Genomic DNA, 24,901 nt, shown 5'->3' on the forward strand with positions numbered 1-24,901 from the left:
CGTTTTGGCTTTCTCCACGGCTTCTTCAATCACACCAACATATCGGAAAGCTTCTTCCGGAAGGTCGTCATGTTTGCCCTCGAGAATTTCTTTAAAGCTGCGAACCGATTCTTTTACAGGTACATATTTACCTTTAGTTCCTGTGAACGGCTCAGCAACGTGGAACGGTTGAGAAAGGAATAGTTGAATTTTACGTGCGCGAGACACGGTCAATTTATCTTCTTCACTTAGCTCATCCATACCAAGGATTGCGATAATATCTTGAAGCTCTTTGTAGCGCTGAAGAATTTTCTTAACGCCTTGAGCTACGTTATAGTGTTCTGCACCCAAAACAGATGGGCTTAGGATACGTGAAGATGACGCGAGTGGATCAACCGCTGGGAAGATACCCATCTCGGAAATTTTACGCTCCAAGTTCGTTGTAGCATCCAAGTGGGCAAATGTCGTTGCTGGAGCTGGATCCGTATAGTCATCAGCAGGTACATAGATCGCTTGGATCGAAGTAACCGAACCTTTTTTCGTAGACGTAATACGCTCTTGCAATTGACCCATTTCAGTTGCCAATGTTGGCTGGTAACCTACCGCGGAAGGCATACGGCCTAGAAGGGCCGAAACCTCGGAGCCTGCTTGTGTGAAACGGAAGATGTTATCGACGAACAATAGTACGTCTTTTCCTTCTTCGTCACGGAAATACTCAGCCATTGTCAGACCAGTCAAAGCAACGCGTTGACGTGCGCCTGGCGGCTCATTCATTTGTCCGAATACCATCGCTGTTTTGCTTAGTACGCCGGAATCTTTCATCTCGTGGTAAAGGTCATTACCTTCACGAGTACGCTCACCAACACCCGCGAATACGGAGATACCGCCGTGCTCTTGTGCGATGTTGTTGATAAGCTCTTGAATCGTAACCGTTTTACCTACGCCCGCGCCGCCGAAGAGGCCGATTTTACCGCCTTTTGCGTATGGAGCGAGAAGATCGATTACTTTAATTCCTGTTTCAAGAATTTCCGCTTGCGTGGACAATTCGTCGAAAGCAGGTGCTGCGCGGTGAATCGGAAGGTTAACTACCGATGAAGCATCGCCAGCTTCGTCAATCGGTTGGCCTAGCACGTTAAATACGCGACCAAGCGTAGAAGCACCAACCGGAATAGTAATAGGTGCGCCTGTATCTACGGCAATCATACCGCGTACAAGACCGTCTGTCGTACTCATAGCTACGGCACGTACCTTATTGTCACCGAGGTGAACGGCTACTTCAAGCGTCAAGTTAATATCAATGCCGCCTGCTTCGCCCTTTTGCTCGATTTTGACAGCGTTCAAAATTTCCGGCAAATTGCCGCGTTCGAACTCTAAGTCTACGACCGGACCCATGACGGATACAACATGTCCTTTTTTCATGGTTTTCCCTCCTGGTTCCTTCTTGTAACTGCACGCCGGTCAGCTTATCGCAAGCGCCTGGCCCTTGCAGTGTATATATTAAGATTGAGCATTTGCCCCAGCAACGATCTCAGAAATTTCTTGTGTAATCGCTGCTTGACGCGCCCTATTGTAAGTGAGCGTCAATTGGTTGATGATTTTCGTCGCGTTTTTCGTGGCGCTTCCCATGGCAGTCATACGTGCCCCGAACTCACTTGCTTTTCCGTCTAGAACTGCGCTGTAAATGAGCGTTTCCGCATATTTAGGCAGCAGCACTTCAAGCACGCCCTCCGGTGATGGCTCGTATTCATACGATGTGACAGCCGTGTTCCCGCCTACTTCTGCAAGAGGCAGCAAACGTACGTCTGTCGGCACTTGAGTAATCGCATTAACGAATTCGTTATAGTACAAGTACAACTCATCATAAGCGCCTTCTGAGAACATATTAACGGCTGAATAAGCAACCGATTTAATGTCTGCGAATGTAGGAGCATCCGGCAAGCCGATAACTTCCTCAACGATTGTCATATTGCGGCGGCGGAAATAGTCGCGACCTTTCCGTCCGATAACGAACAATACATATTCATCCGTCGACTTATGATTCTCTCGAATCGTTTGTGTTACTTTACGAAGAATATTCGCATTGTAGCCGCCCGCTAGTCCACGGTCCGATGTAATAACGAGATAACCCGTTTTTTTCACTGGACGCTTCTCTAGCATCGGATGCTTCACATCTTTAGTGCCAGCTGCGATGCTTGCTACAACTTCCTTCAGCTTCTCAGCATATGGGCGTGATGCTTGCGCTGCTTCTTGTGCCTTTCTTAGGCGGGAAGCGGCAACCATCTCCATTGCTTTCGTAATCTGCTTCGTATTTTGTTTACTCTTGATTTCGCGTTTAATATCGCGCATACCTTTTGCCATTTGGTTTCACCCGCCTTTGTTGCTTTGGACCTGCTCCAAAGCCTGGTGTTGGTGGAGAAAGTTATCTAGGCCCGAACATAAAGAACGGGCTTCGATTTATATTGGATTATAAGAAGGTATAAGTTTCACCCGTATATGCTTAATTATGCCGATACAGAGAAGCTTTTCTTAAATTTATTGATAGCTTCAACGAGAGCTTTCTCGTTGTCAGCAACAAGATCCTTAGTATCGCGGATCGATTGGCCAATTTCAGGGCTGTTCGAATCGAGGTACGCGTGGAACTCTTCCTCAAAGCGAAGGATATCGCCAACTGGAATCTCATCCAAATGACCTTTAACAGCAGAGAAGATTGAGATAACTTGCTTCTCAACAGGCATCGGCTTGTTAACGTCTTGTTTAAGAATTTCCATCGTGCGCGCACCGCGGTTAAGGCGAGCTAGCGTCGATTTGTCAAGGTCGGAACCGAACTGCGAGAACGCTTGAAGCTCACGGTAAGCCGCAAGATCCAGACGAAGCGTACCAGCAACCTTTTTCATTGCTTTGATTTGAGCGGAACCACCTACACGGGATACAGAGATACCAACGTTAACCGCTGGACGCTGACCGGAGTAGAACAGATCTGCTTCTAGGAAGATTTGACCGTCTGTAATCGAGATAACATTCGTAGGAATGTATGCCGATACGTCTGATGCTTGTGTCTCAATGAATGGCAATGCCGTCATTGAGCCGCCGCCTCTAGCGTCGCTTAGTTTAGCCGCACGCTCTAGCAAACGGGAGTGAAGGTAGAATACATCACCTGGGTATGCTTCACGACCCGGTGGACGACGAAGCAATAGGGAAAGCTCACGGTAAGCAGCAGCTTGTTTCGATAGATCATCGTAGATAACAAGAACGTGCTCGCCTTTATACATGAAGTACTCACCCATTGTACAACCAGCATAAGGAGCTAGGAAGAGCAATGGAGCCGGCTCAGATGCACCAGCAGTTACTACGATCGTGTATTCAAGAGCACCGTGGCGACGAAGTGTTTCCACTACGTTTGCAACAGTGGATTGCTTTTGACCAACAGCTACATAAATACATTTTACGCCGTTGCCTTTTTGGTTGATGATTGCATCGATTGCAATGGATGTTTTACCCGTTTGACGGTCACCGATGATAAGCTCACGTTGTCCGCGGCCTACTGGTACCATTGCGTCGATAGCTTTCATACCTGTTTGCATAGGCTCATGAACCGATTTACGGTCAATTACGCCTGGTGCTGGAGATTCAATCGCACGGAATTGAGTCGTGTTGATTGGACCTTTACCATCTAGTGGCTGTCCAAGTGGATTTACTACGCGGCCAAGAAGCTCTTCGCCGACAGGTACTTCCATGATACGGCCTGTACGTTTAACTTGATCGCCTTCGCGAATATCCGTGTATGGTCCAAGGATAACGACACCGACGTTGCTTTCTTCGAGGTTCAAAGCCATACCGACTACACCGTTTGAGAATTCGAGCAATTCACCCTGCATCGCATTTTCCAAACCGTGTACGCGGGCGATACCGTCACCGACATTGATTACGGTGCCGACGTCTACGACTTGAATTTCGGATTTAAAATTTTCGATCTGTTGTTTAATCAGCGTGCTGATTTCATCAGGTCTGATACTCAATTCGTTCACCCCTATCTACAGTGCATTAGATTTTAAACGATTTTTGTAAACGTTCCAACTTGCCGGACAAGCTTCCATCATAAAGACGGTCGCCGATGCGTACTTGTACGCCACCTAGCAATGAAGGTTCTACTATTTGCTCAGCAATAATAGCTTTGCCAGTCAATTGTCCGAACTGCGCCGCTACGTTAGCAAGCTCAGCATCAGACAAAGCTTGTGCGGAATAAACCGTAGCGTGTGCTTGACCGAGCGAATCTCCCGCAACCTTCGTATATGCTGCATAAACCTCAGCAATAATATCTTGGCGTCTGCGAGTAATAAGAATCTGTACGGTGTTGAATACCAGTGCAGATACACGATCGCCGAATGCTGCTTTTAGAACGGCAATCTTTTGTTCTGGAGCAATACTTGGAACAGACAGGAACTTTTCAATGTCAGCGTCCTGCTCAAGAGCTTGCACGATCTGCTTAAGCTGCTCCTGAACCTCTGAAACAACCTTTTGCTGCTGTGCAACCTCGAACAGTGCTTTAGCGTAGCGCTTCGCTACGACTGCATCGCGGCTCATTTATTTCCAACTTCTTTCAAATATTGACCAACAAGCTGTTCTTGTGATTTCTCATCCACTTGCTTCTCAATAATTTTCGATGCGATTTTTACGGAAATGCCGCCAACTTCAGTACGAAGCGCTGCAATTGCTTTGTTTTTCTCGCTTTCGATATCTTTGAGAGCATCGTCTTTCAGACGGGATGCTTCTGTTTTTGCTGTTTGAACGATCTCGTCTGCTTGCTTCGAGCTCGTTGTTCTGGATTGTTCAATAATTTCGTAAGCTTCTTTGCGAGCTTGTTGGAGTGCAGCCTTCTGCTCTTCCATTTGCTGCTCAGCTGCTTTACGACTGTTCTCAGCTGTATTCATTTGTTCAAGCACAAGCTCTCTGCGCTTCTCCATTACTTCGAATAATGGTCCAAATGCGTACTTACTGAGTAACCAGTACAAAACACCAAATGCAACCATTGCGATTACTGTTGATTCCCAATGCCATGACATAGATGCCGCTCCTTTCTCACCACAATATTGTCTTAATCATAACGAAGGCGAAGAGGGCTAAGGCCTTCCCCGCCAATTTCAGTTATTAAGCTTGGAAGAAAGCCAAGAAGCCGATAACTACGCCGATGATAGGCACAACTTCGACGATACCTACACCGATGAACATTGTTGTTTGCAATTTACCTTGAAGTTCAGGCTGACGAGCGATACCTTCAACTGTTTTACTAACGATCATACCGTTACCTACACCCGCGCCAACTGCACCCAAACCTACTGCCAAAGCTGCTGCTAATAATTCCATTTTTAAAATCCTCCTCGAAAATTGTTGTTTTTTTGTATAACCAACCTCAATGTTGAATTAAGGCATAAAGCGAAAATTAATGTGCTTCCTCTTCATCGTGAATGGCAGCTTGTGAAATATATACCATCGTGAGAATCGTGAACAAGAAAGCCTGTATACCGCCTACAAAAAGACTGAAGCCCTGCCATGCAACCAGGAACGGCGTACCAATCCAGCCCATCATCAGAATTGTTGCAATTAGTACTTCACCCGCGAAGATGTTAGCGAACAACCGAAGCGCAAGTGTTACTGGCTTAGCGATTGTCTCAATAAGGTTAACTGGGAAAAATACTGGGTAAGGATGGAAATAATGTTTCAAGTAGTGCTTTCTATTCTGTTTCAGACCAAGGAAATGGACGATTACGAATACGATAAGCGCTAACCCTGCCGTTACTGAAATATCAGCAGTTGGCGATTTCCACCAAGCAAGTTCAATATGACCATGCTTCTCATCCAATAATTCCTGCGTAACACCGATACTTTCATTAACAGTACTAGTTTCGGTTACGATACCGAAAGGCAAACCGAGCAGGTTGGAGATGAAAATGAACATAATCAGCGTCATTCCTAAAGAAATGAACGGTCTGACTCGTTTTGCAGGCATTGTGCTTGAAATAAAGTTTTGAACGAAATCAACGACCCATTCCAAAAAGTTCTGCATCTTCGAAGGGTTGTCCACCGAAAGGTTGCGAACAGCCAGCTTAGCGATCAAGAACGTCACAATGACTGAAACCACAAGTGCTACCAAGGTCGAAATGTCAATATTAAACGGCCCCAGTGGCATCACCGGAAATTCATGCATCTAAAATTTTCACCCCTTTCCGCTAAGATTGTCGTTTATTGTGAATATATGCTGCTACCAAAAGAATAAACGGCATGACCATACAGCCAGCTAACGCGGCCGGCATGCTGAGATCCTCCGGAAAACGATAGGCGATCATGGCAACCAACAACACTGTTGCGATGCGGTTTCCTAGACCAAGACCTCTCTTGCGTGGTCCAACCCCCGCTGCTCCTAGGGTGACCATTTCTACTCTGCGTCTTAGTAAAAACGCATTCATGGAACTTGCTGCCAATCCCACAAGAAGACCGAGAGACACCGTACGCCAGTCCGGCAAGAAAGCCCATACAATTAGGCATACCGCCATTGCATAAATAAGCGTACGTAATGCTGTCTTCATTATTTTATCCATCGGCGTCCTCCATAACCTTCTTAACAAGCAGAATGGCTGAGAGTAGTCCGACAGCCAGACCGACCAGTATGCCACCGAGCGTCCATCCCTTCGCGTCCCCAAAACGGTTCCCGAGAGAAGAGCCGATCCAATAGCCTAAAAAGATACATACAGCGACTTGCAATCCGAGTGCGCCGACTAGTCCGGCTGCGAGCAGTGGATTGTCCCTTCTGTCCTTTTTATTCATGGTTCATACCCCTGTCAATCCTCATTTATTTTATCCAAGCCACAACACGTTTGTCAATTGAAATCACTGCAAACTTTTGGTGAATTGATCGACCAAAACCCTTGATACATAAGGTGTTGTGCGTCCCGGAAACCGTACAGTACTACTGTATGCTGTACATTCGCCTCTCAGCTCATCACTCCTGTGTAATCTATGAACGTTCTGTGAACGAAACAGGACGATCCTTTAGTCTGCCAAAATGATGCAAGATCGCATCTACAATACGCTCGGAAGCGGTGCCATCCCCATAAGGGTTAGCAGCTTGACTCATGCGAGAATACAGCTGAGAATCGGTTAGCAGTGCATGAGCTCTGCTGTACACCAGCTCCTCATTTGTACCTACCAACTCTAGCGTTCCTGCTTCGATGCCCTCTGGACGCTCTGTCGTATCGCGAAGCACAAGAGTCGGCACGCCAAACGATGGAGCCTCTTCTTGCAAACCGCCGGAATCCGTCATAATCATAAAAGCATGTGGATAGAAGTTATGGAACTCGAACACATCCAGCGGATCAATCAAGCGAATACGTGGATGATCGCCCAAAATTTCATTCGCAGGCTCTCTGACCGCAGGATTCGGGTGGACTGCATACACGACTACCACATCTTCGTGCTCGTCGGCGATTCGTTTCACCGCTCTGAAAATATTGCGATGCGGTTCTCCTAACGCTTCACGACGATGTGCTGTCATGAGAATCATCCGTTTCCCTTTAGCCCAGTCGATGACCGGATGCGAGAAAGACTCATCTACCGTATATTGGAATACATCAGTCGCGGTGTTCCCAGTCACATAAATGGCAGCATCCGACTTGTTCTCTTTGCGTAAATTGTTCGCCGACCATTCTGTCGGAGCAAAATGCACATCTGAGAGCACGCCGGCAAGCTGCCGATTCATTTCTTCCGGATACGGAGAAAGCTTATTCCAAGTACGAAGCCCCGCCTCAACGTGGCCAACTTTTATTTGCTTAAGAAACGCTGCATAACTTGCTAGAAACGTTGTCTGTGTATCGCCATGTACTAGCACGATATCAGGCTTCGCTTGCGTTAGAACAGGATCAAGCCCTTCTAGCACGCGAACAGTCGTCTCCGTTAACGTTTGACGATCCTTCATCACATTCAAATCGTAATTTGGATGAATTTCAAAAAAATCGAGTACCTGATCAAGCATCTGGCGATGCTGCGCAGTTACACAAACGATCGATTCGATTTCATCCTCTCGCTTCTGGAGCTCGAGTACGAGCGGCGCCATCTTGACTGCCTCCGGACGTGTTCCAAAAATAGTCATTACCTTCAGTTTAGACAAAAGATTCCACTCCTATTATCATTTCATACGACACTGTGCTAATTTGTTCCGAACATGCGGTCTCCAGCATCGCCTAGACCAGGGATGATGTAGCCTCTTTCATCCAGACGCTCATCGAGTGCGGCGATATAAATATCGACATCAGGATGCGCTTCTTGAACAGCCTTCACACCCTCCGGAGCAGCAATAAGACACATTAATTTAATTTGATCGCAATTATGATTTTTCAGTGAATTGATCGCTGCGATAGCAGAGCCGCCCGTAGCAAGCATCGGATCGATAACAATAAGCAGACGATTCGGTGCATCTGTAGGCAAATTAATGTAATACTCTTTAGGCTGGAGCGTTTCATGATCTCTCGCTAGACCGATATGCCCTACCTTTGCCGATGGAATCAGCTTCAATATACCGTCAACCATCCCAAGACCAGCGCGCAAAATAGGCACAAGCCCAAGCATTCTTCCGGATACAACCTTCGAATCCGTCTCGGCTACAGGCGTCTGCACCTTAATCGTATCAAGCGGTATTTCTCTCGTAATTTCGTAAGACATCAATGTTGCAACTTCATCAACCAATTCCCGAAAATCTTTTGTATTCGTTTCTTTATTCCGAATAAAAGTCAGCTTATGCTGAATTAACGGATGGTCGCAAATAATTACTTTGCTCATGGAGCCGTATTCCTCCCGTTTGTTGTTGTTATTGTATAGTAGTCTTCACACAATCCCGTATATTATAGCATTGTAAACAAGCCCTTGCATCTTGAGTTTTATGTTTTCGCAAATAAAGGCCAGTGATTCCAAAATTAGGAGTCACAGGCCGCTGTAAGTATATTCCTTTTAACTGCTGCAGCCTCCGCCGCCGCAGGATGATCCGCCGCCGTCTCCACCGCTTCCGCAGGAGGAATCCCCGCCTGATCCGCTATCACCGCCGTCACTTCCACACGAATGGTCATCTCTTCCATCGTCGGATGAGCCGCTGCAAGCATAAGTGGTATCACCGCTTCCATTCGCTTTACGTTCCTCTTCATTTTGAGCTTGATCCATCTGCTGGGCAAAATCATTCGGGTGCGATATAGAATTGTAAATGAGAAGACCTGATAATAGGCCGGTTGCTCCTAAAACAGGATCATACCCATAGCTGCTCGCGGAGCTAGGCTCTTTCCCGTAAGGCGCTTTGCCCTTTCCAGCAGCCAAAAGCTGAGATTTGGCCCTATCTATCATATAGTTAGCTGTCGCTTTCAAATCAGAGTGTCTCTCTGTCGTACTCACGTTAAACCATTGCTTGCGCAGCTCTTCTGTACTCCAGCCAGCAAGCTCCTCCAGCCGTTGCTCCGACATTTGCGTTCGGTAAAAGGCTCCCCATATTCTGCCGCTAACCGGAGCCTGCCCAAACAGCTCGCCATAAGCCCAGTCGAACATCGCTCTTTCTCCCGGGAGCGGCTGCGCACCTGGCGCATGAGGTGCATGATGAATCATTGCGCCGGAGAATTTCATGCAAAACTGTTCATACTCCCTCGTGAACATAAGCATTTCATGCCATACCGCATCAACCTGCTTGCTATACATAGGAACACTGCGCATGATGCCGCACATAAGAAAATATCGCTTCAGCTCAAACCAGGTCCAATTCCATTCTTTATCTGATATTTTTGGGAATTCCTTTAATACCCTGTCCTTCACTCGGCTCTCAAAATCGATACCTAGCGCGGACTCCAAGCGTTCCGCCGCGGTTCTCGCAGGGTGCCCGTACGGCACGCCAAGTGCAGTCGGCAGCTCGGCATTTGGCCAAGGTGTAAACGCATTGGTACGGCCAGCATATTCTCGGCCTCTGCCGCCTGATTGTTCGATAAATTTTGAGGTTCTCGAAATTGCAAATACGACGATGATAATCAGTACTATCACAAATATAATTGGAATAATCACTAAACTCCCCATCTCTTCCTCCCACGTCGGTTCGTCTTACCCATATATTAACACATCTCCTAATCGCACGGGTCATCGCTGTTTCCCTACAGAATAAAAAAAACCGCCAAGCGGTTATGAACATTTGCATGGTAAACAAGAGAATAATGAAGGTCACACATAAAATCGAGGCTCTCTTCTGAATAGAAGCCTTTAAACAGCGCTGTACTGCCCTGTATGCCTGCTTTATGATACGGGAGAGTTTCCCTCTGTTAACCCCGCAATGTCCAGTACAACCGCTCTACGATCCTGCTCCTTGCACTTACACACGGCGAAGCCGCTCTCCTCAAGCTTATATAGTGAGCCTTGAAGTCATCATGTAAACTTCTATCCACAATCAGTATAAAAATAATAAATTAATTATTGAAAAAACGTTTAAACGATAAACTATCCACATTTTTGGCATGAGTTATCCACAATTGTCCACATGTTATCAACATTTTTGTGCACAATCTACTAAAAACAAAAAAAGATGAAGCAGGAATCATCCTTGCTCCATCTTTTTTCAAAAACTTATTCACAACTAGCTTTATGCAAGATAATTGATAATGATTAAACTGACGCATAGTGACAAGCAGCAAAATGCCCTTTTCTCACTTCAAGCAGAGCTGGCTCATCCACCTTGCATTTGTTTGTCGCAATCGGACAACGCGTATGGAACTGGCAGCCTGTAGGCGGATTGATTGGGCTAGGCAAATCGCCAGTCAATACAATACGCTCACGAGTCGCTTCAATCTCCGGGTCTGGAATTGGAATAGCCGAAAGCAGAGCCCTTGTATAAGGGTGAGCAGGGCTCGCATACAACTCGCTGCTCTCTGCAAGCTCAACGATTTTACCAAGATACATAACGGCTACACGATCGCTTATATGCTTAACCATGGACAAATCATGCGCGATAAACAAGTAAGTTAAACCCATCTTGCGCTGTAGATCCATCATCAAGTTAACAACTTGCGCTTGGATAGATACGTCGAGCGCTGAGATCGGCTCATCTGCAATGATGAAGCGCGGATCAACGGCAAGCGCGCGCGCAATACCAATACGCTGTCTTTGACCGCCAGAGAATTCATGCGGATACCTTGTAGCGTGGTCTGGATTAAGACCTACGACATCAAGCAGGTTCTCTACTCTGTGCTTGCGTTCTTTCTTGCTTGCAACAAGCTTGTGAATATCAAGCGCTTCTCCGATGATGTCCATAACCGTCATACGCGGGTTTAATGATGCGTAAGGATCTTGGAATATCATTTGCATATCACGGCGAAGCTCTTTTAGCTTAGGACCCTTCAGCTTATAGATATCTTGCCCGTCGAAGTTAACACCGCCGCTAGTTGGTTCATACAGCCGCATAATAGTACGACCAGCTGTTGATTTTCCGCAGCCGGACTCACCAACTACGCCGACCGTTTCTCCTTTTTTGATGGAGAAAGATATATCATTAACAGCGTGGAGCGTCGCTCCTCCGCCTAAATTAAACGATTTACGCAAATTATTAATTTCAATTAATGGCGCACTCATACTGACACCTCCCGATTTGCATAAGGATGTGCTAGCCAGCATGCCGACTCATGATTCTCATTGCCGTCCACTGGGAGCAATTCAGGATCATTGTCCACGCAAACCCGCATGGCTTCATCACAGCGAGCACAGAAGCTGCAGCCAGTCGGCGGCTTAATCAAATCCGGCGGCATACCGTAAATCGGTACCAACGGCTCTTCCTTCTTCTGGTCAAGACGAGGAAGGGAGCGCAGCAAGCCTCTTGTATAAGGATGCTTAGGGTTTTTGAAAATCTCCCATTTCGTACCGGTTTCCACAACCTTGCCTGCATACATAACGATAACGCGATCACACATATCTGCTACAACGCCTAAATCATGCGTAATAAGAATAATAGAAGTGCCAAGCTTTTGCTGCAAGTCCTTCATGACTCGCATAATTTGCGCTTGAATTGTAACGTCTAGCGCCGTTGTTGGCTCATCCGCAATAAGAAGCGATGGATTGCATGCAAGCGCGATAGCAATCATCGCCCGTTGACGCATACCCCCAGAGAACTGATGCGGATATTGATTAACTCGTGAAGCAGGGTTCGGAATACCTACAAGATCAAGCATCTCAATCGCGCGTGCAGTCGCTTTTGCACCGCTTATTCCTTGATGCTTGATTAGTCCCTCTGTAATTTGACGGCCAATCGTTAGCGTAGGGTTAAGAGAGGTCATTGGATCCTGAAAGATCATCCCCATCTCTTTACCACGAATGTCCTCCATTTGATTATTGGACATTTTCAAAATTTCTTGGCCTTTAAACATAATCGATCCTTTAGTATCGGCCGGAGGCGATGGAATCAAACGCATGAGCGATTGTGCAGTTACACTTTTGCCGCAACCGGACTCCCCAACGATGGCTACTGCCTCGCCTTTATTGACGTGAAAATTCACACCGCGAACCGCTTTAACGATACCGCCTCGAACTTTGAAATTAACACGAAGGTCTTTTACTTCAAGTAATTTCTCCATCATTGACCACCTCCTACTTCTTCATTTTCGGATCAAGCGCATCTCTCAGACCATCGCCAAAAATATTAAAGCAAAGCATCGTAATGCTTATAACTGCTGCTGGGAAAATCATTCTCCACGGATACAGTGTCCATGCTTTAATTGCATCATTTATCATCGTACCCAAAGACGCAGCCGGGGATTGAACACCTAGTCCCAAGAAGCTGAGGAATGCCTCTGCGAAGATCGCACTTGGAACAGTAAGCGTCAACGTTACGATAATCGGACCCATTGCGTTTGGAATAAGATGTCTGAATAGAATACGTGGAGTGCTTGCGCCGAGCGCTTGAGCTGCCATAACGTATTCTTGATTTTTGAGCTGCATGATCTGGCCGCGCACAATCCAAGCCATACTGATCCAACCGGTTATACTAAGCGCAAGCACGATCGTGAACATACTTGGCTCTAATATGACAATCAAAAGAATGATAATAAGCATGCTTGGAATGGAGTATAGAATTTCACAAAAACGGTTCAGTATCTCATCGACACGTCCGCCGAAATAGCCCATAATCCCGCCGATAATAACTCCGAGTACCAAGTCAGCTAATGCAGCATATATACCAACCTGCAGAGATATTCCAGCACCCATCCAAGTACGGGTGAATAGATCCCGTCCGAGATCATCTGTACCAAACCAGTAGGTAGCGTTAGGGCCCAGATTTTTTTCTTTCAAGTGATTCGTTTGAAAATCCTGCTCCGATATCATCGGGCCAAAAATCGCCGTAAGGGAGACGATAAGCAAAACTATTAAGCTGAACATGGCTATTTTGTTGGAACGCAAACGCAGCCAAGCATCTTTCCATGCTGAGATACTCTCACGAACAACTACTTCCGTGTGCTTCTCATCTTTGTTCAGCTTTGCGAATTGATCCGGCGTAAAGGTCTTATCCTTCATCCTTTTCCGCCTCCTCTTGTTAGCTTGATACGCGGATCGACAAAGCCATAAGCAACGTCAGTCAAGAACCGCGCAACCATCAGGATAATTCCATAAAATAAAGTAAGCCCCATTATGAGCGTATAGTCGCGGTTAGTAATACTTTGTACAAAATATTTCCCAATTCCACCTATACCAAAAATTTGTTCGACAACGACAGAACCGGTAATAATGTTAGCGGTCATCGGTCCGATATAAGTTACTACTGGCAAAATAGCATTGCGTAGAGCATGACGAACCAAGATAATGCGGCCGCTGAGACCTTTAGCACGAGCGGTCTTAATATAATCAGCGGATAGTACTTCTAGCATTGTTGAGCGCGTCAGACGCGCGATAAATGCAGCCGGAAGAAACGAAAGCGCAAGAACAGGCATAATAAAATCTGTAGGATCGTTAAGTCCCGATACATTGAGCCAACGCAGCTTGCTGCCTAGGACGAACTGTAAAATCGATGCTGCCAAAAAGTTGGGGATCGATACCCCAAGCACTGCAATAACAATCGTAAAGCTATCCAAAAATTTACGATGATTAAGAGCCGCAATGATGCCCAGAATCAAACCTAATGCTAGCGACACAATAACGGCAAAAAGGCCGATTTGCGCAGAGTAAATAAAGCTTTCTTTAATAATACGAGTAACGGACATATATTGCTGCTTCATTGACATCCCTAAGTCGCCATGAAGCAAATTGTTCAAATACATCAAGTATTGTTTCCATACCGGCTGATCAAGGCCGTACATTTGCAAGAGGTGCTCCCTTATTTTCTCGGGAATAGCCTTCTCCCTAATGAAGGGATCGCCCGGGATAATTTTCATAAGAAAGAACGTAGCGGACGCAAGAACAAACAACGAGACAAACATGGACAGAAACTTCTTGGATACATATTTTATCAACGCAATGGACACCTCCTTACAGAATATAAACAAGAAGTAATGCTAAAAAGTGATAAAGCCTGAATCTGTCAACAAGAAAGGGATATATGCGGACACCCCGCATATATCCCTAGCTTCAGGTGCTGGAAGGACGACTATTTCGCTTCGTAGAAACCTCTTGTGTAGTCGATGTCCCCTTTGTAGTCCAAGAAGATGTTCTTGAATCCAGGTTTAAGCATGTAAACGTTGCTGTAGTAGTAAATTGGCATGATCGGCATGTATTCCATAAGAATTTTTTCTGCCTCAGTCATAGCCGCAATACGTTCAGCTTGATCTCCACTTGCATTCGCTTTTTTGATCAAAGCGTCGTATTCAGGTGAAGCAAAACCTGTATTATTTTGACCGCCGCCAGTTACGAACATATCCAAGTAAGTCATTGGATCGTTGTAGTCAGCTCCCCAACCTGCGCGAGCGATTTGATAGTTCATTGCAGTACGGTTTTTCAATAGAACAGCAAACTCTTGGTTCTCGATACCAACTTCGATACCAAGGTTTTGACGCCACATTTCAACGATTGCTTCAGCAATTTTCTTGTGGCCGTCGCTTGTGTTGAACGTCAATGTTACTTTAGGGAACTTAGCAAGCTTAAGCTCAGCTAGACCTTCAGCAAGCAATGTTTTTGCTTCGTCAACATTTTCAGTAAAGAAATCATCCTTCACTTCGTTACGGTAATCTTCTTTCAAACCGATGATGCCTGGTGGTACAAAACCAAACGAAGGAACTTCGCCGGCCATTGTTACGCTCTCAACGATTGCTTGACGATCAATCGCCATTGCAAGTGCTTTACGTACTTTTACGTTGTTGAAAGGAACTTCTTCTGTGTTGAATTGGTAGTAGTACGAGCTTGCGATACCTTTAGTAACGATCTCGTCTTTTTTAGATTCTTTTAGAACCGGAATTTGCTCAGCTGGGATTTCACCAGTTGGTTTACCAGTGTAATCAAGTTTGCCTGTCTCGTAGTTAGCAAGTTCAGTTGCAGATTCAGCGATCATTGTGAAGTCAACGCCTGCAAATTTCACTTGTGCTTTATCGTAGTAGTTTTCGTTAGGAACAAGCTTAATGGAAGTATTGTGCTGCCATTCGCTCATTTTGAAAGGACCGTTACCGATGATTGTTTTAGCATCAGCAGCCCAAGCCTCGTTGTCCTTCACAGAAGGATGAACAGGGTTGTAAACATAGAATGATGTAAGGCTCAAGAAGTATGGTGTAGGTGAAACGAGTTTAACTTCAAGCGTTTGAGCATCAAGAGCTTTGATACCCACAGCGTCTGTGTTTGTCGTTTTGCCTTCGTTATAATCTTGTGYGCCAACGATGTAGTAGAATTGGTACGCGTAAGTTGAACCTACAGCTGGATCAAGCGCGCGCTTCCAAGAGAATTCGTAGTCATTTGCAGTAACAGGGTCGCCGTTACTCCATTTTGCGTCTTTGCGGATTTTAAATGTGTAGGTTTTGCCGTCTTCTGATTTTACCCAGCTTTCAGCTGTTGCAGGAATGGATTCACCATTCTCGTTTTTACGAGTAAGTCCCTCGTAGATACCAGTTGCAAGTGTACCTGATACGTTGTCTTCCATAAGTGCCGGGTCAAGTGTCGAAGGCTCAGAGTGAATGTTCATTCTGAAAACTTTCGCTTCGGATGCTCCTCCATTTGTAGCGCCGTTTGTTGCGCCGTTCGTAGCACCGTTGTTGCCTGTTTCTTCTTTAGGCGTACAACCAACAGCGACAATAGCAAGAATGAGTAAAGCAGCAATAAATGATAAAGCAGACTTTCTTGTTCTCATTGTAATCCTCCCGTTTTTTTTCTGCTCAGTTCAACAAGGCAAAATCGTCCAACTTACTCGCTTTGTACACAAACGTTTGCATCTTCTTCTAGCTTGTCCAATGCAAATATACGTATCCTCTTGAGCAATGCTAAACATTTTCCCCATTTAAACAATGAGTTTAAATATAATAATAAATTTCACTATACAACCATGTTAATTATTTATCAAGAATATGTAAGCTGTAAATTTTTGTTTATAATTACTTTTATACACTGTTCTTTAACACACTAACGCGTTTATTCAATTAATTATTCTGTTGCGTTAATGCTGTACAGCGTTTATTCAGTTAATTATTTTAATAATATTTCACTTTAATTTTTTTACAGTCATTTATTTACAAAAATAGCACTAATACTTAAAAATACAGATTAAATTGAAAATCCTTTATATTTCCATTTTAATTTAAATTACATATATATTCCACGAATATATAACGTGTTTTTTCGGTATTTATACTATAACATAAATAATAACGACCATTATATTTAATTATTATTTTTCGGTCGTGCAAAATGAACGTTTTTTCATTTCAACATTGACGTTTGCTTATTTATTCTAAGCAGCTTCAAACTGTATTATTTTTTTTAGATATATTATTTATGCACGGCATATAATCAAAAAAAGACCTATTCATGCATATGCACAAATAGGTCTTTTTTTATTAATAATATATTTATGATTAGTAAGTCATGCCAGGGTAAAGTGGGTATTGTGCCGTAAGATCACGAACCATGCCGCGCGCTTTGGAGAGCACCTCTTGATCTTGAGGGCTGTTAAGCACAAGTGCAATAACCTCAGCAATAACCTTCATTGCGTTCTCTTCCATGCCGCGAGCTGTCGCTGCAGGTGTACCAATACGAATACCGGATGTTACAAACGGGCTTGTTGGATCAAACGGAATGGCATTTTTGTTAACCGTAATGCCTACTTCATCAAGCACATGTTCTGCTACTTTTCCTGTAATGTTCAGATTGCGTGTGTCGAGCAGCATCAAGTGATTGTCTGTTCCGCCAGATACGATATTAAAGCCTTTTGCAACAAGCTCTTCCGAAAGAACTTTAGCGTTCTTAACAACTTGGGTTGCGTATTGCTTGAATTCAGGTTGAAGCGCCTCGCCGAAAGCTACTGCTTTAGCAGCGATAATATGCATCAAAGGACCGCCTTGCGAGCCTGGGAAAACTGCTTTATCAATCGCAGCAGCCCAAGGTTGGCGACAAAGGATCATACCGCCGCGAGGTCCGCGAAGGGTTTTGTGCGTTGTAGTTGTTACAAAATGCGCATGAGGCACTGGGCTCGGGTGAAGGCCTGCAGCAACCAAACCAGCGATGTGAGCCATATCAACCATAAACAATGCGCCTACATCATTAGCAATTTTGCCAAGCTTCTCGAAATCGATTGTGCGCGGATACGCACTAGCGCCTGCAACGATCAAACGAGGACGGTGCTTGAAAGCAAGCTTGCGAACTTCTTCATAATCAATAGTGAAGGAATCTTCTTGTACACCATATGCAACAAAGTTATAAAGCAATCCAGATGCATTAACAGGGCTGCCGTGTGTCAAATGTCCACCATGTGCTAGATTCATACCAAGCACAGTGTCGCCAGGCTGCAAAGCTGCAAGGTAAACAGCCATGTTCGCTTGTGCGCCGGAGTGTGGTTGCACGTTCGCATGCTCAGCGCCAAAAAGCTCTTTCGCACGGTTGCGGGCAATATCCTCAACGATGTCAACATGCTCACAACCGCCATAGAAACGTTTGCTTGGGTAACCTTCTGCATATTTGTTCGTCAAAACGCTTCCCATAGCTTCCAATACCGCTTCGCTAACGATGTTCTCGGATGCGATAAGCTCGATATTGTCACGTTGACGAGTAAGTTCTAGTCCTAGAGCTTTCAATACTTCTGGGTCTTGTTTGCGCAAATTTTCCATGATTAAATTCCTCCTCAAATTAGATACCCTTTATCAAGCAAAAACGTCTTCGGTGTCCTTTAGACGCTGAAAATCAAAAAATTATGGCTATAAATCAACTATTCGCAAGTTCCAGCAGATTGCTCTACCGTTAGATTCTCGCTAAGCTCGTATACTGCTCGGGAGCCGCCTATTAACTTTGGCCTTGTGATAGCCATCGTGACATGCGCTCCGCCAATTTCACGAATCGTCGGACGAACGGGAACAGCCACCCGCTTCAAATGCATACCGATAAACGTATCACCAATATCGATGCCCGCATGCGCCTGCACCGTTTCCACCAAACAAGGTTCCTTCAGCTGACGATAGGCATAGGCTGYCATGGAACCGCCCGCTTTAGGCACTGGCACTGCACCTACAATATCAAGCCCCAATCGTTCTGCGGAAGCATGATCAATGACAAGCGCGCGATTCAGATGCTCGCAGCATTGATAAACGGGAATAAAGCCAACTTCGCTGCGAACCGCTTCAACGCCTGCGTAAATTTGTGCAGCCGTTTCAATGGTGCCCGAAGTCCCGATGCGATGACCAAGCACCTCACTAGTACTTACACCGATTACTAGCAGCTGACTCATACCAAGCTTGCCTGCCGCTGCCAGTTCCCGAACAATTTGCTCAACCTGTTCTGCAATGCTTCCTAGCTGTACGTTTTCGTCTACGTTCATTGCGAATGCCCCCTAATTAGGACTGGCTGCTGTACTGTTCTTCAATTTGTTTCACTTTACTAACACGACCGACATGACGTTCTCCATTTGAGAACGGCGTTTCAAGCCATATGCGAATAATTTCGAGTGCCACTCCAGGACCGATCACTCGTTCCCCAAGCGCCAAAACATTAGTATCATTATGCTCCCGAGTGGCTTTGGCTGAGAACATATCATTCACAAGCGCACAGCGGATGCCGCGTACTTTATTAGCCGCAATCGACATGCCGATACCTGTTCCACAAATGAGTATACCGCGCTCTGCTTTGCCGCTCGTAACAAGGTCGCATACGGGCAATGCATAGTCCGGATAATCGACGGATTGGTCACAGTTGCAACCAAGATCTTCAATTTCATGACCAAGCGATTGAAGAAACGGTACAACTTCATCCTTCAAACGATAACCTGCATGGTCAGCACCAATAGCAATTTTCAACGCAAAAGACCTCCTTAGAAATGAAACATCACAGTGCTAGTATACCTATTTTTGCCCAAAAAGACGAAAAAAGAGCAAGACATGCTTATTAGCATGCTGCTCTTTGCCCAGGCGACCGGCCGTATATTCCGATGCTCCACCGTGGTTACCCACTTCCGTCGCCAGTTACATCGGAAACCGTATATTGTCATTTTATTATATCTTATACAGCTGCAAAAATCAATCGAACGGGAGCAAAAATGACTTCTGCAACCCTGAATACTTATCTTTTGGCAAGCTTGTCCAGCAGTTTGACGAGCGCGTCCTCTATTTCGTTAGCACTGCTGCTGTATATAGCAAGCGAGCCTCCAAAAGGATCAACGATGTCAAAGCTCGGTATGCGACGCTCCAGCTCAAGCAATCGTCTTCTCTCGCCAGTCGTCAGCTGTTGGCCAAGCGCCTGCTTCATATGAAGCTCTGTATAGAGCTGCTCCAGCTCCTCAATATCCGCGAGCACTTGAGCGTCTTGATTTGCATATTCCTTTAACGTATAGATTTTGTCGACCGCTTCGGGATGCCATTGCAGCAAACCGCGCTTATGATTGACCGTCATTGTCAAAATAATATCAGCCCAACCAACCGCCTCGCTCGTCAGCGCCAGCGACGTGCTCTTATGCTCGATGTCCCGCTGCCTAAGAGTCTCCACAGCATGAGCTGACACAGGCAGTCCATCAATAGTAGATATGCCTGCGGAGCGAACGGCTACGGTGATCCCTCTCAGAGCAGCCATTCGGCGAAGCATAGCCTCTGCCATCGGTGAGCGGCATGTATTGCCTGTACATACAAATAAAATACGTTTCACACTGCCAACTCCTTTTTGCACGTTATTCCAAGCTGTTCAACGATTAAGCGAAAACACCTGCAGCGTTCCTTAGATGCTAAAGCAGCTTTGACTTGAAATTTAAAATAAGACTGCAATATTGTTCTGCTTTCTTACTTATATTCTAAAAGATAAACAAGATGCCGAACACGAACAAAATTCCTCCGCCTATGGCCTCGCCATATTCGCCAAGCTGACCGCTGACTTTACGCCCCAGCATTAAACCACATATCGACATCAGCCCGCCGAGCAGACCGATAAGTAAAACCGTCATCAACATGTTTGCAGCGAACATCCCAAGCGTAATGCCTACTGAGAACGAGTCGATACTGACGCTAAGCGAAAGCACGAGCAAGCCCCAAAAAGATTTATGGTCAAAAGATTGAACCGCCTCGCCGCGCAGCGAGCTATAAATCATATGTCCGCCGAGCAGCACTAGCAAAATGCCTGCCGCAGTCGTGGCTACATCTCCAAGCAAGGAGCCCACGTATTGACCTGTAAAAATACCTGCCAGCGGCATGATCATATGAAACAACGCAGTTACAATGCCCAGCTTCAAAATATCTCGCAGCCTTATGCCTTTGAGCCCTATGCCGAGCCCAAGAGAAAATGCGTCTAGACTGAGTGCCACCGCAATAATAAGCAGCGTCAAAAACTGTCCAGCTTGTAATTGTGCTTCAATCACAGCCTATCTCCCCCATGTCCGCTTGTAGTCTTTACCAAACATATGCGGACATGAGGACAAACATACTAGTGCGGTTTCAAGCTAATTCAGTTTCAAAAATGATCGTTCCCCTTAGAACACTTTCTATACACGAATAATTCGGTTTCCAGCCGCTTTGGCCAACCGATTCATAAGCGCTGCGCCGATCCCATGCTCCGTGCAGCCCTCTGCCCAAATACGCTGAGCGCCTGCCCCGTCAAAATCACGCAATGCGGCATAAAGCTGATGCGCTGCTGTGCCAAGCTCCGCCTCGCTGCCTAATGAGAAAACATGATCTGCATCGTAGCGATTCAATCTCTCTTCGAAAGCAAGTACGCCAGTTACCTCGCCGCGCATCTTTGCAGCTTCTACTTGATCTTGAATGTAAGCTGCGACAGCTTCAAAATGTCCTTGCACAAGCTCAAGCTCCCCTTGTGGCGCATAATGAGTATATTTCATGCCTGGTGATCGCGGAGCCGACTCCGGTTCTTCTATCGAGGCACTATCAATCAACGCATGGGGTGCCGCTTCTTGAAGCGCTTCGCGCGTAATGCCGCCTGGCCGCAAAATACGAATGCCATGCTCGCCAGCAAGCTCAATTACAGTAGATTCCAGGCCGACGCCTGTTGCACCGTCATCAACAAGACCATCGATCCGCCCATCCAGATCCTCCAGCACATGCTCAGCAAGTGTTGGGCTTGGCCTTCCAGAACGATTGGCGCTTGGTGCAGCAATTGGACAATCTGCGATCTCAAGCAGCGCAAGCGCTGTTCTATGATCCGGTATTCGAATACCAACGGTAGACAGTCCAGCCGTTACGAGCGGCGATAACGCATCCTCACGAACGGGCAGTACAATGGTAAGTGGCCCTGGCCAAAACTGTTCCATCAACGATGAAGCCAGCTCCGAATACGGCAGCACCAGCTCATCTAACTGCTTGCGACCCGCAATATGCACAATGAGAGGGTTGTCCGATGGACGTCCCTTTGCGGTGAATATCCGCTCAACCGCCGCCGAGCTGCGAGCATCCGCGCCAAGCCCATAAACCGTCTCCGTAGGGAAAGCAATAATACCGCCTTCTCTTAATTGGCTGGCAGCTTCCGATAATTGTTCGCGCAGCTGAGAATCATGAGCCTGCTTTACGCGCCATACATTTGTTTTAGTCATCTCTATCCTTCAATCCTTGCTCTTAATTGAAATTGTTCATTCATTCGTTATTATAGCATAAGCACCCGCAAACAAGCAGAAACGACAACTGCACCTTTACATTCAAAGGTGCAGCTGTCGTTTCTTATGAAAACAATGATTTAATCCAATTGATAAAAGATTCGATCATTTCCCAAATAAAAAATTTTGCTTCCGGCGCTTCGCCTTGGGAAGGAGTATCTGCTGGAGCTGCTGCTAAGGAAGCTGTCTTAGCCGCTGCACTATTCGATTTCACAACTGATGCTTGCTCTGTCTCTGTTCCAGCTGCTGCTGATGCTTCACCGCTTACAGCATCGATAAAACATAACGGCGGGAACAATACACACCACCAATTTTGTCCGCCGCCTTCACCAAGTGTAATACGAAGGGCTTCATAGTCGCCAGCAGGGTAAACTTGATTGCCGTACATTTTTGTCGGGAACGGTACCATTCCAAGCTCTGCGGATGAGCCATATTCAAAGCCGCGGCTCTTTAGCACTTCTGCTGTAATGCGTTCAATTTCAGGCATATTGGCGAGAATCGTCTGACGTGCTTCCTCAATCGTCTGAGGTCCCGTCACCCAGCTATTCATCGCTTTAACGATTTCATCCCGGACAAGACGTTTCACGACTTGATCAGCAGGATTATCGGAATTGGCTAAAATACGAAGGCGAATGGCTTCCTGCGGAATTTCTCCGCCTGCAACCGCAGCATCCATTTGCTGAGCTTCCCAGCTCATAATTAAAATGATAAGTGCAAAAATAATAAAACCATATGATTTGCGATAAACAAATTTATTAGACTTACCCGAATTAGAATGAGCGGATTTAGAAATATTGGAATAGGAATGAATAGAATAATGGCTGGACATATAACACAAGCTCCTCTCGTCGCACCCGTCAGTGCGTCTGCTTGCGTTCCGGAACGTATCTATCCGTCATTATGTCCGTTATGCTTAATATATAAACCTATCAATCTATCTATTATTTATCTTATCGCAGACGCTCTTCTAGCAAGTTATACTATTTTCAATAAATGAGAAGGATGGATGAAGAATGGATTTCCAAAATACTTATGCAGCGTATCGACCGCTGCTCCATTCCATTGCTTATCGGATGCTTGGCACATTCAGCGAGGCCGAGGATTTGGTCCAGGATGTGTTTGCAGACTACAGCCTTTTGGACCCTAGTGAAATTAAAAATGAGAAGGCCTATCTCGTTCGAATGCTCACTAACCGCTCGATCAATCTCAGCCAATCCGCTCGCAAAAGAAAAGAAGTATATGTTGGACAGTGGCTGCCCGAACCAGACGTCAGCACCGTAAAACAAGACCCTGCTGAAATTTATGCGGAGCATGAAGAGATTTCCTACGCGCTGCTTGTCATGCTTGAGCAGCTCACAGCCGTTGAGCGGGCTGTGTTTATTTTAAGAGAATCGCTTCAGTACGATTATGAGGATATTGCTTCATGCTTACATAAAACGACAGCAAACTGTCGTAAAATATACAGCCGAGCCAAAGAGAAACTTCAGGAAGATAGGTCGATGCTACCCATGAACACGGATAAAGCCGAGACCCTCACTGTTGCCTTCATGGAAGCAGCTTCCTCTGGAAATTTCGAGAAATTGATTTCTCTTTTGTCCGAAGAAGCGATTCTTGTCTCCGATGGAGGAGGCAAGGTACGTGCAGCTATTTTCGCTATTATTAGCAGAGAAAGAGTCATCGCCTTTTTGAAGGGTGTTATTCCGAAGACCTTCTTGGGAGATGGCCATCAATTCGCTGACGTGAACGGACAAGCTGGTGTCGTCGTTAACCAAGCCGGTATGCCAAGAAGTGTGATCAGCTTTCGGCTCGATGAGGAAGGGCAGAAGGTTGAGCGGATTTATGTCATCTTGAACCCTGATAAGCTGAAGCATGTTCGGATCGAATGACCATTTGAAAATTTACGAACCGCCAATCGCTAACACAGGATGACTAAAGCATGACTAAACAAAGACGACTAAATAAAAAAAATTTTCAGCCTTCTGTCACAACCGATAACTGTGTTTTGTCTTAGAGGATGAAAGCAAATAATTAGAACATAGAGGAGAATGAGGAACATGACAGAAAGAGTCCAAATAGCAAAAGAAATACCTGCTGCATATCAGGCAATGAGCGGATTGGAAAAATACCTAGGCACTACGAGCATCGACAAGCAGCTGCTAGAATTGATTAAAATTCGCGCATCGCAAATAAATGGCTGTGCTTTCTGCATTAATATGCACACAAAAGACGCTAGAAGCTTGGGCGAGACTGAGCAGCGTATTTATGCATTGAGCGCTTGGCGCGATACGCCTTACTTTACGAAAGAGGAGCGAGCGGTACTCGCTTTGACGGAGGCTGTCACAGTCATTACGAAGGAGCATGTACCCGATGCGGTATATGAAGAAGTTGCCCGATATTTCGAGAGCAAACAAGTCGGCGAGATTATTATGGCTATTATTACGATCAACGGGTGGAACCGTCTTGCGATAAGCACCGGTATGATGCCGGAATAAGTGTGAGCGGATAAAATCGGAGAAAAAGCGCTAAGTGATGGGTTACAGCGAAAAAAATCTAGAAAATAGATTTATTTTACTGAGCCCAGTCAGGCTGCTGCTTGAAAATGGCTGCTTTAAATGAAATAGAGGCTTTCCCGAAGTAGATTAATCTACTTTTGGGGAAGCCTCTTTTGCT

At 45.7% G+C, this 24,901-nt stretch carries 26 protein-coding genes and 1 riboswitch; of the genes, 2 read left to right on the forward strand and 24 right to left on the reverse strand.

What is annotated here, in order from left to right; all coding sequences use genetic code 11:
• The 24 genes from atpD to spoIIR all read right to left on the reverse strand — a co-directional run.
• The coding region (gene atpD, locus AC1DSE_RS04915) for a F0F1 ATP synthase subunit beta (protein ID WP_477527455.1) at positions 1-1,398 on the reverse strand (1,398 nt) is incomplete at its 3' end.
• Positions 1,399-1,476: 78 nt separating this feature from the next.
• The gene (gene atpG / locus AC1DSE_RS04920; protein ID WP_054025458.1) at positions 1,477-2,337 is read right to left on the reverse strand and encodes an ATP synthase F1 subunit gamma; all 861 of its coding nucleotides are present in this window, start codon (positions 2,335-2,337) and stop codon (positions 1,477-1,479) included.
• Positions 2,338-2,480: 143 nt separating this feature from the next.
• Entirely contained in the window at positions 2,481-3,995 is a 1,515-nt protein-coding gene (gene atpA / locus AC1DSE_RS04925) for a F0F1 ATP synthase subunit alpha (RefSeq protein WP_076266254.1), read from the reverse strand.
• A 25-nt stretch (positions 3,996-4,020) separates the two neighbouring features.
• Positions 4,021-4,560 carry a F0F1 ATP synthase subunit delta gene (locus AC1DSE_RS04930; RefSeq protein WP_477511472.1) on the reverse strand — a complete coding sequence of 180 codons (540 nt, stop codon included), beginning with the start codon at positions 4,558-4,560 and terminating at the stop codon, positions 4,021-4,023.
• Positions 4,557-5,039, reverse strand: coding sequence for a F0F1 ATP synthase subunit B (gene atpF, locus AC1DSE_RS04935; protein WP_477511471.1), 483 nt, complete (start codon positions 5,037-5,039; stop codon positions 4,557-4,559). Before atpF ends, AC1DSE_RS04930 begins: the two co-directional genes overlap by 4 nt.
• A gap of 85 nt (positions 5,040-5,124) precedes the next feature.
• On the reverse strand, positions 5,125-5,340 hold the full coding sequence (gene atpE, locus AC1DSE_RS04940; protein ID WP_053373757.1) for a F0F1 ATP synthase subunit C: 216 nt from the start codon (positions 5,338-5,340) through the stop codon (positions 5,125-5,127).
• A gap of 76 nt (positions 5,341-5,416) precedes the next feature.
• Complete coding sequence (gene atpB, locus AC1DSE_RS04945; RefSeq protein WP_477511470.1) at positions 5,417-6,181, reverse strand: F0F1 ATP synthase subunit A; 765 nt, start codon at positions 6,179-6,181, stop codon at positions 5,417-5,419.
• A 22-nt stretch (positions 6,182-6,203) separates the two neighbouring features.
• A complete protein-coding gene (locus AC1DSE_RS04950; protein ID WP_076266258.1) occupies positions 6,204-6,572 on the reverse strand; it encodes an ATP synthase subunit I in 369 nt (122 codons plus the stop codon).
• Positions 6,565-6,798: an AtpZ/AtpI family protein gene (locus AC1DSE_RS04955; RefSeq protein WP_076266259.1), complete on the reverse strand. Its 234-nt coding sequence runs from the start codon at positions 6,796-6,798 to the stop codon at positions 6,565-6,567. The genes AC1DSE_RS04950 and AC1DSE_RS04955 overlap by 8 nt, the downstream gene beginning before the upstream one ends.
• Positions 6,799-6,988: 190 nt before the next feature.
• Positions 6,989-8,137, reverse strand: a complete 1,149-nt coding sequence (wecB, locus tag AC1DSE_RS04960) for a non-hydrolyzing UDP-N-acetylglucosamine 2-epimerase (protein ID WP_054025466.1) — start codon at positions 8,135-8,137, stop codon at positions 6,989-6,991.
• Between the two features lie 38 nt (positions 8,138-8,175).
• The gene (upp, locus tag AC1DSE_RS04965; RefSeq protein ID WP_076266260.1) at positions 8,176-8,805 is read right to left on the reverse strand and encodes a uracil phosphoribosyltransferase; all 630 of its coding nucleotides are present in this window, start codon (positions 8,803-8,805) and stop codon (positions 8,176-8,178) included.
• 168 nt (positions 8,806-8,973) lie between these two features.
• Positions 8,974-10,071, reverse strand: a complete 1,098-nt coding sequence (locus tag AC1DSE_RS04970) for a glycine-rich domain-containing protein (RefSeq protein ID WP_477527456.1) — start codon at positions 10,069-10,071, stop codon at positions 8,974-8,976.
• Positions 10,072-10,650: 579 nt separating this feature from the next.
• The gene (locus tag AC1DSE_RS04975) at positions 10,651-11,613 is read right to left on the reverse strand and encodes an ABC transporter ATP-binding protein (RefSeq protein WP_076266262.1); all 963 of its coding nucleotides are present in this window, start codon (positions 11,611-11,613) and stop codon (positions 10,651-10,653) included.
• On the reverse strand, positions 11,610-12,608 hold the full coding sequence (locus tag AC1DSE_RS04980) for an ABC transporter ATP-binding protein (RefSeq protein ID WP_339209780.1): 999 nt from the start codon (positions 12,606-12,608) through the stop codon (positions 11,610-11,612). Before AC1DSE_RS04980 ends, AC1DSE_RS04975 begins: the two co-directional genes overlap by 4 nt.
• Positions 12,609-12,621: 13 nt before the next feature.
• Complete coding sequence (locus AC1DSE_RS04985; RefSeq protein ID WP_441910167.1) at positions 12,622-13,545, reverse strand: ABC transporter permease; 924 nt, start codon at positions 13,543-13,545, stop codon at positions 12,622-12,624.
• Positions 13,542-14,477 carry an ABC transporter permease gene (locus tag AC1DSE_RS04990; RefSeq protein WP_054025472.1) on the reverse strand — a complete coding sequence of 312 codons (936 nt, stop codon included), beginning with the start codon at positions 14,475-14,477 and terminating at the stop codon, positions 13,542-13,544. Before AC1DSE_RS04990 ends, AC1DSE_RS04985 begins: the two co-directional genes overlap by 4 nt.
• A 134-nt stretch (positions 14,478-14,611) precedes the next feature.
• The gene (locus AC1DSE_RS04995) at positions 14,612-16,294 is read right to left on the reverse strand and encodes a peptide ABC transporter substrate-binding protein (protein WP_477527457.1); all 1,683 of its coding nucleotides are present in this window, start codon (positions 16,292-16,294) and stop codon (positions 14,612-14,614) included.
• 721 nt (positions 16,295-17,015) lie between these two features.
• A complete protein-coding gene (locus AC1DSE_RS05000) occupies positions 17,016-18,263 on the reverse strand; it encodes a serine hydroxymethyltransferase (protein ID WP_339205415.1) in 1,248 nt (415 codons plus the stop codon).
• Positions 18,264-18,361: 98 nt separating this feature from the next.
• Positions 18,362-18,967, reverse strand: a complete 606-nt coding sequence (locus AC1DSE_RS05005) for a TIGR01440 family protein (protein ID WP_477527458.1) — start codon at positions 18,965-18,967, stop codon at positions 18,362-18,364.
• Between the two features lie 16 nt (positions 18,968-18,983).
• Positions 18,984-19,442, reverse strand: coding sequence for a ribose 5-phosphate isomerase B (gene rpiB, locus AC1DSE_RS05010; protein ID WP_076266268.1), 459 nt, complete (start codon positions 19,440-19,442; stop codon positions 18,984-18,986).
• 98 nt (positions 19,443-19,540) lie between these two features.
• Positions 19,541-19,621, reverse strand: a riboswitch (ZMP/ZTP riboswitch).
• 83 nt (positions 19,622-19,704) lie between these two features.
• On the reverse strand, positions 19,705-20,283 hold the full coding sequence (locus AC1DSE_RS05015; protein ID WP_076266269.1) for a low molecular weight protein arginine phosphatase: 579 nt from the start codon (positions 20,281-20,283) through the stop codon (positions 19,705-19,707).
• Between the two features lie 142 nt (positions 20,284-20,425).
• Positions 20,426-20,986, reverse strand: coding sequence for a manganese efflux pump MntP (locus tag AC1DSE_RS05020; protein ID WP_076266270.1), 561 nt, complete (start codon positions 20,984-20,986; stop codon positions 20,426-20,428).
• 123 nt (positions 20,987-21,109) lie between these two features.
• A complete protein-coding gene (locus AC1DSE_RS05025) occupies positions 21,110-22,171 on the reverse strand; it encodes an L-threonylcarbamoyladenylate synthase (RefSeq protein ID WP_477512674.1) in 1,062 nt (353 codons plus the stop codon).
• A gap of 124 nt (positions 22,172-22,295) precedes the next feature.
• Positions 22,296-23,060, reverse strand: coding sequence for a stage II sporulation protein R (gene spoIIR, locus AC1DSE_RS05030; RefSeq protein WP_477512675.1), 765 nt, complete (start codon positions 23,058-23,060; stop codon positions 22,296-22,298).
• A 184-nt stretch (positions 23,061-23,244) separates the two neighbouring features.
• Between spoIIR and AC1DSE_RS05035 the strand changes: the two genes are divergently transcribed.
• Entirely contained in the window at positions 23,245-24,117 is an 873-nt protein-coding gene (locus tag AC1DSE_RS05035; protein ID WP_477512676.1) for an RNA polymerase sigma-70 factor, read from the forward strand.
• 168 nt (positions 24,118-24,285) lie between these two features.
• On the forward strand, positions 24,286-24,723 hold the full coding sequence (locus tag AC1DSE_RS05040) for a carboxymuconolactone decarboxylase family protein (RefSeq protein WP_339205421.1): 438 nt from the start codon (positions 24,286-24,288) through the stop codon (positions 24,721-24,723).
• Positions 24,724-24,901: the final 178 nt, after the last annotated feature.

This window comes from Paenibacillus sp. 01L418 (assembly GCF_056400045.1).

Excerpts from the sequence above, each read along its gene's own strand:
- atpE (WP_053373757.1), bottom strand. The coding sequence starts at position 5,340 with ATGGAATTATTAGCAGCAGCTTTGGCAGTAGGTTTGGGTGCAGTTGGC.
- atpB (WP_477511470.1), bottom strand. The coding sequence starts at position 6,181 with ATGCATGAATTTCCGGTGATGCCACTGGGGCCGTTTAATATTGACATT.
- AC1DSE_RS04970 (WP_477527456.1), bottom strand. The coding sequence starts at position 10,071 with ATGGGGAGTTTAGTGATTATTCCAATTATATTTGTGATAGTACTGATT.
- atpG (WP_054025458.1), bottom strand. The coding sequence starts at position 2,337 with ATGGCAAAAGGTATGCGCGATATTAAACGCGAAATCAAGAGTAAACAA.
- AC1DSE_RS04930 (WP_477511472.1), bottom strand. The coding sequence starts at position 4,560 with ATGAGCCGCGATGCAGTCGTAGCGAAGCGCTACGCTAAAGCACTGTTC.
- AC1DSE_RS05000 (WP_339205415.1), bottom strand. The coding sequence starts at position 18,263 with ATGGAAAATTTGCGCAAACAAGACCCAGAAGTATTGAAAGCTCTAGGA.
- AC1DSE_RS04975 (WP_076266262.1), bottom strand. The coding sequence starts at position 11,613 with ATGAGTGCGCCATTAATTGAAATTAATAATTTGCGTAAATCGTTTAAT.
- AC1DSE_RS04950 (WP_076266258.1), bottom strand. The coding sequence starts at position 6,572 with ATGGATAAAATAATGAAGACAGCATTACGTACGCTTATTTATGCAATG.
- AC1DSE_RS04980 (WP_339209780.1), bottom strand. The coding sequence starts at position 12,608 with ATGGAGAAATTACTTGAAGTAAAAGACCTTCGTGTTAATTTCAAAGTT.
- AC1DSE_RS04985 (WP_441910167.1), bottom strand. The coding sequence starts at position 13,545 with ATGAAGGATAAGACCTTTACGCCGGATCAATTCGCAAAGCTGAACAAA.
- AC1DSE_RS04955 (WP_076266259.1), bottom strand. The coding sequence starts at position 6,798 with ATGAATAAAAAGGACAGAAGGGACAATCCACTGCTCGCAGCCGGACTA.
- AC1DSE_RS05040 (WP_339205421.1), top strand. The coding sequence starts at position 24,286 with ATGACAGAAAGAGTCCAAATAGCAAAAGAAATACCTGCTGCATATCAG.
- upp (WP_076266260.1), bottom strand. The coding sequence starts at position 8,805 with ATGAGCAAAGTAATTATTTGCGACCATCCGTTAATTCAGCATAAGCTG.
- AC1DSE_RS05025 (WP_477512674.1), bottom strand. The coding sequence starts at position 22,171 with ATGACTAAAACAAATGTATGGCGCGTAAAGCAGGCTCATGATTCTCAG.
- spoIIR (WP_477512675.1), bottom strand. The coding sequence starts at position 23,060 with ATGTCCAGCCATTATTCTATTCATTCCTATTCCAATATTTCTAAATCC.
- atpF (WP_477511471.1), bottom strand. The coding sequence starts at position 5,039 with ATGTCATGGCATTGGGAATCAACAGTAATCGCAATGGTTGCATTTGGT.
- AC1DSE_RS05035 (WP_477512676.1), top strand. The coding sequence starts at position 23,245 with ATGGATTTCCAAAATACTTATGCAGCGTATCGACCGCTGCTCCATTCC.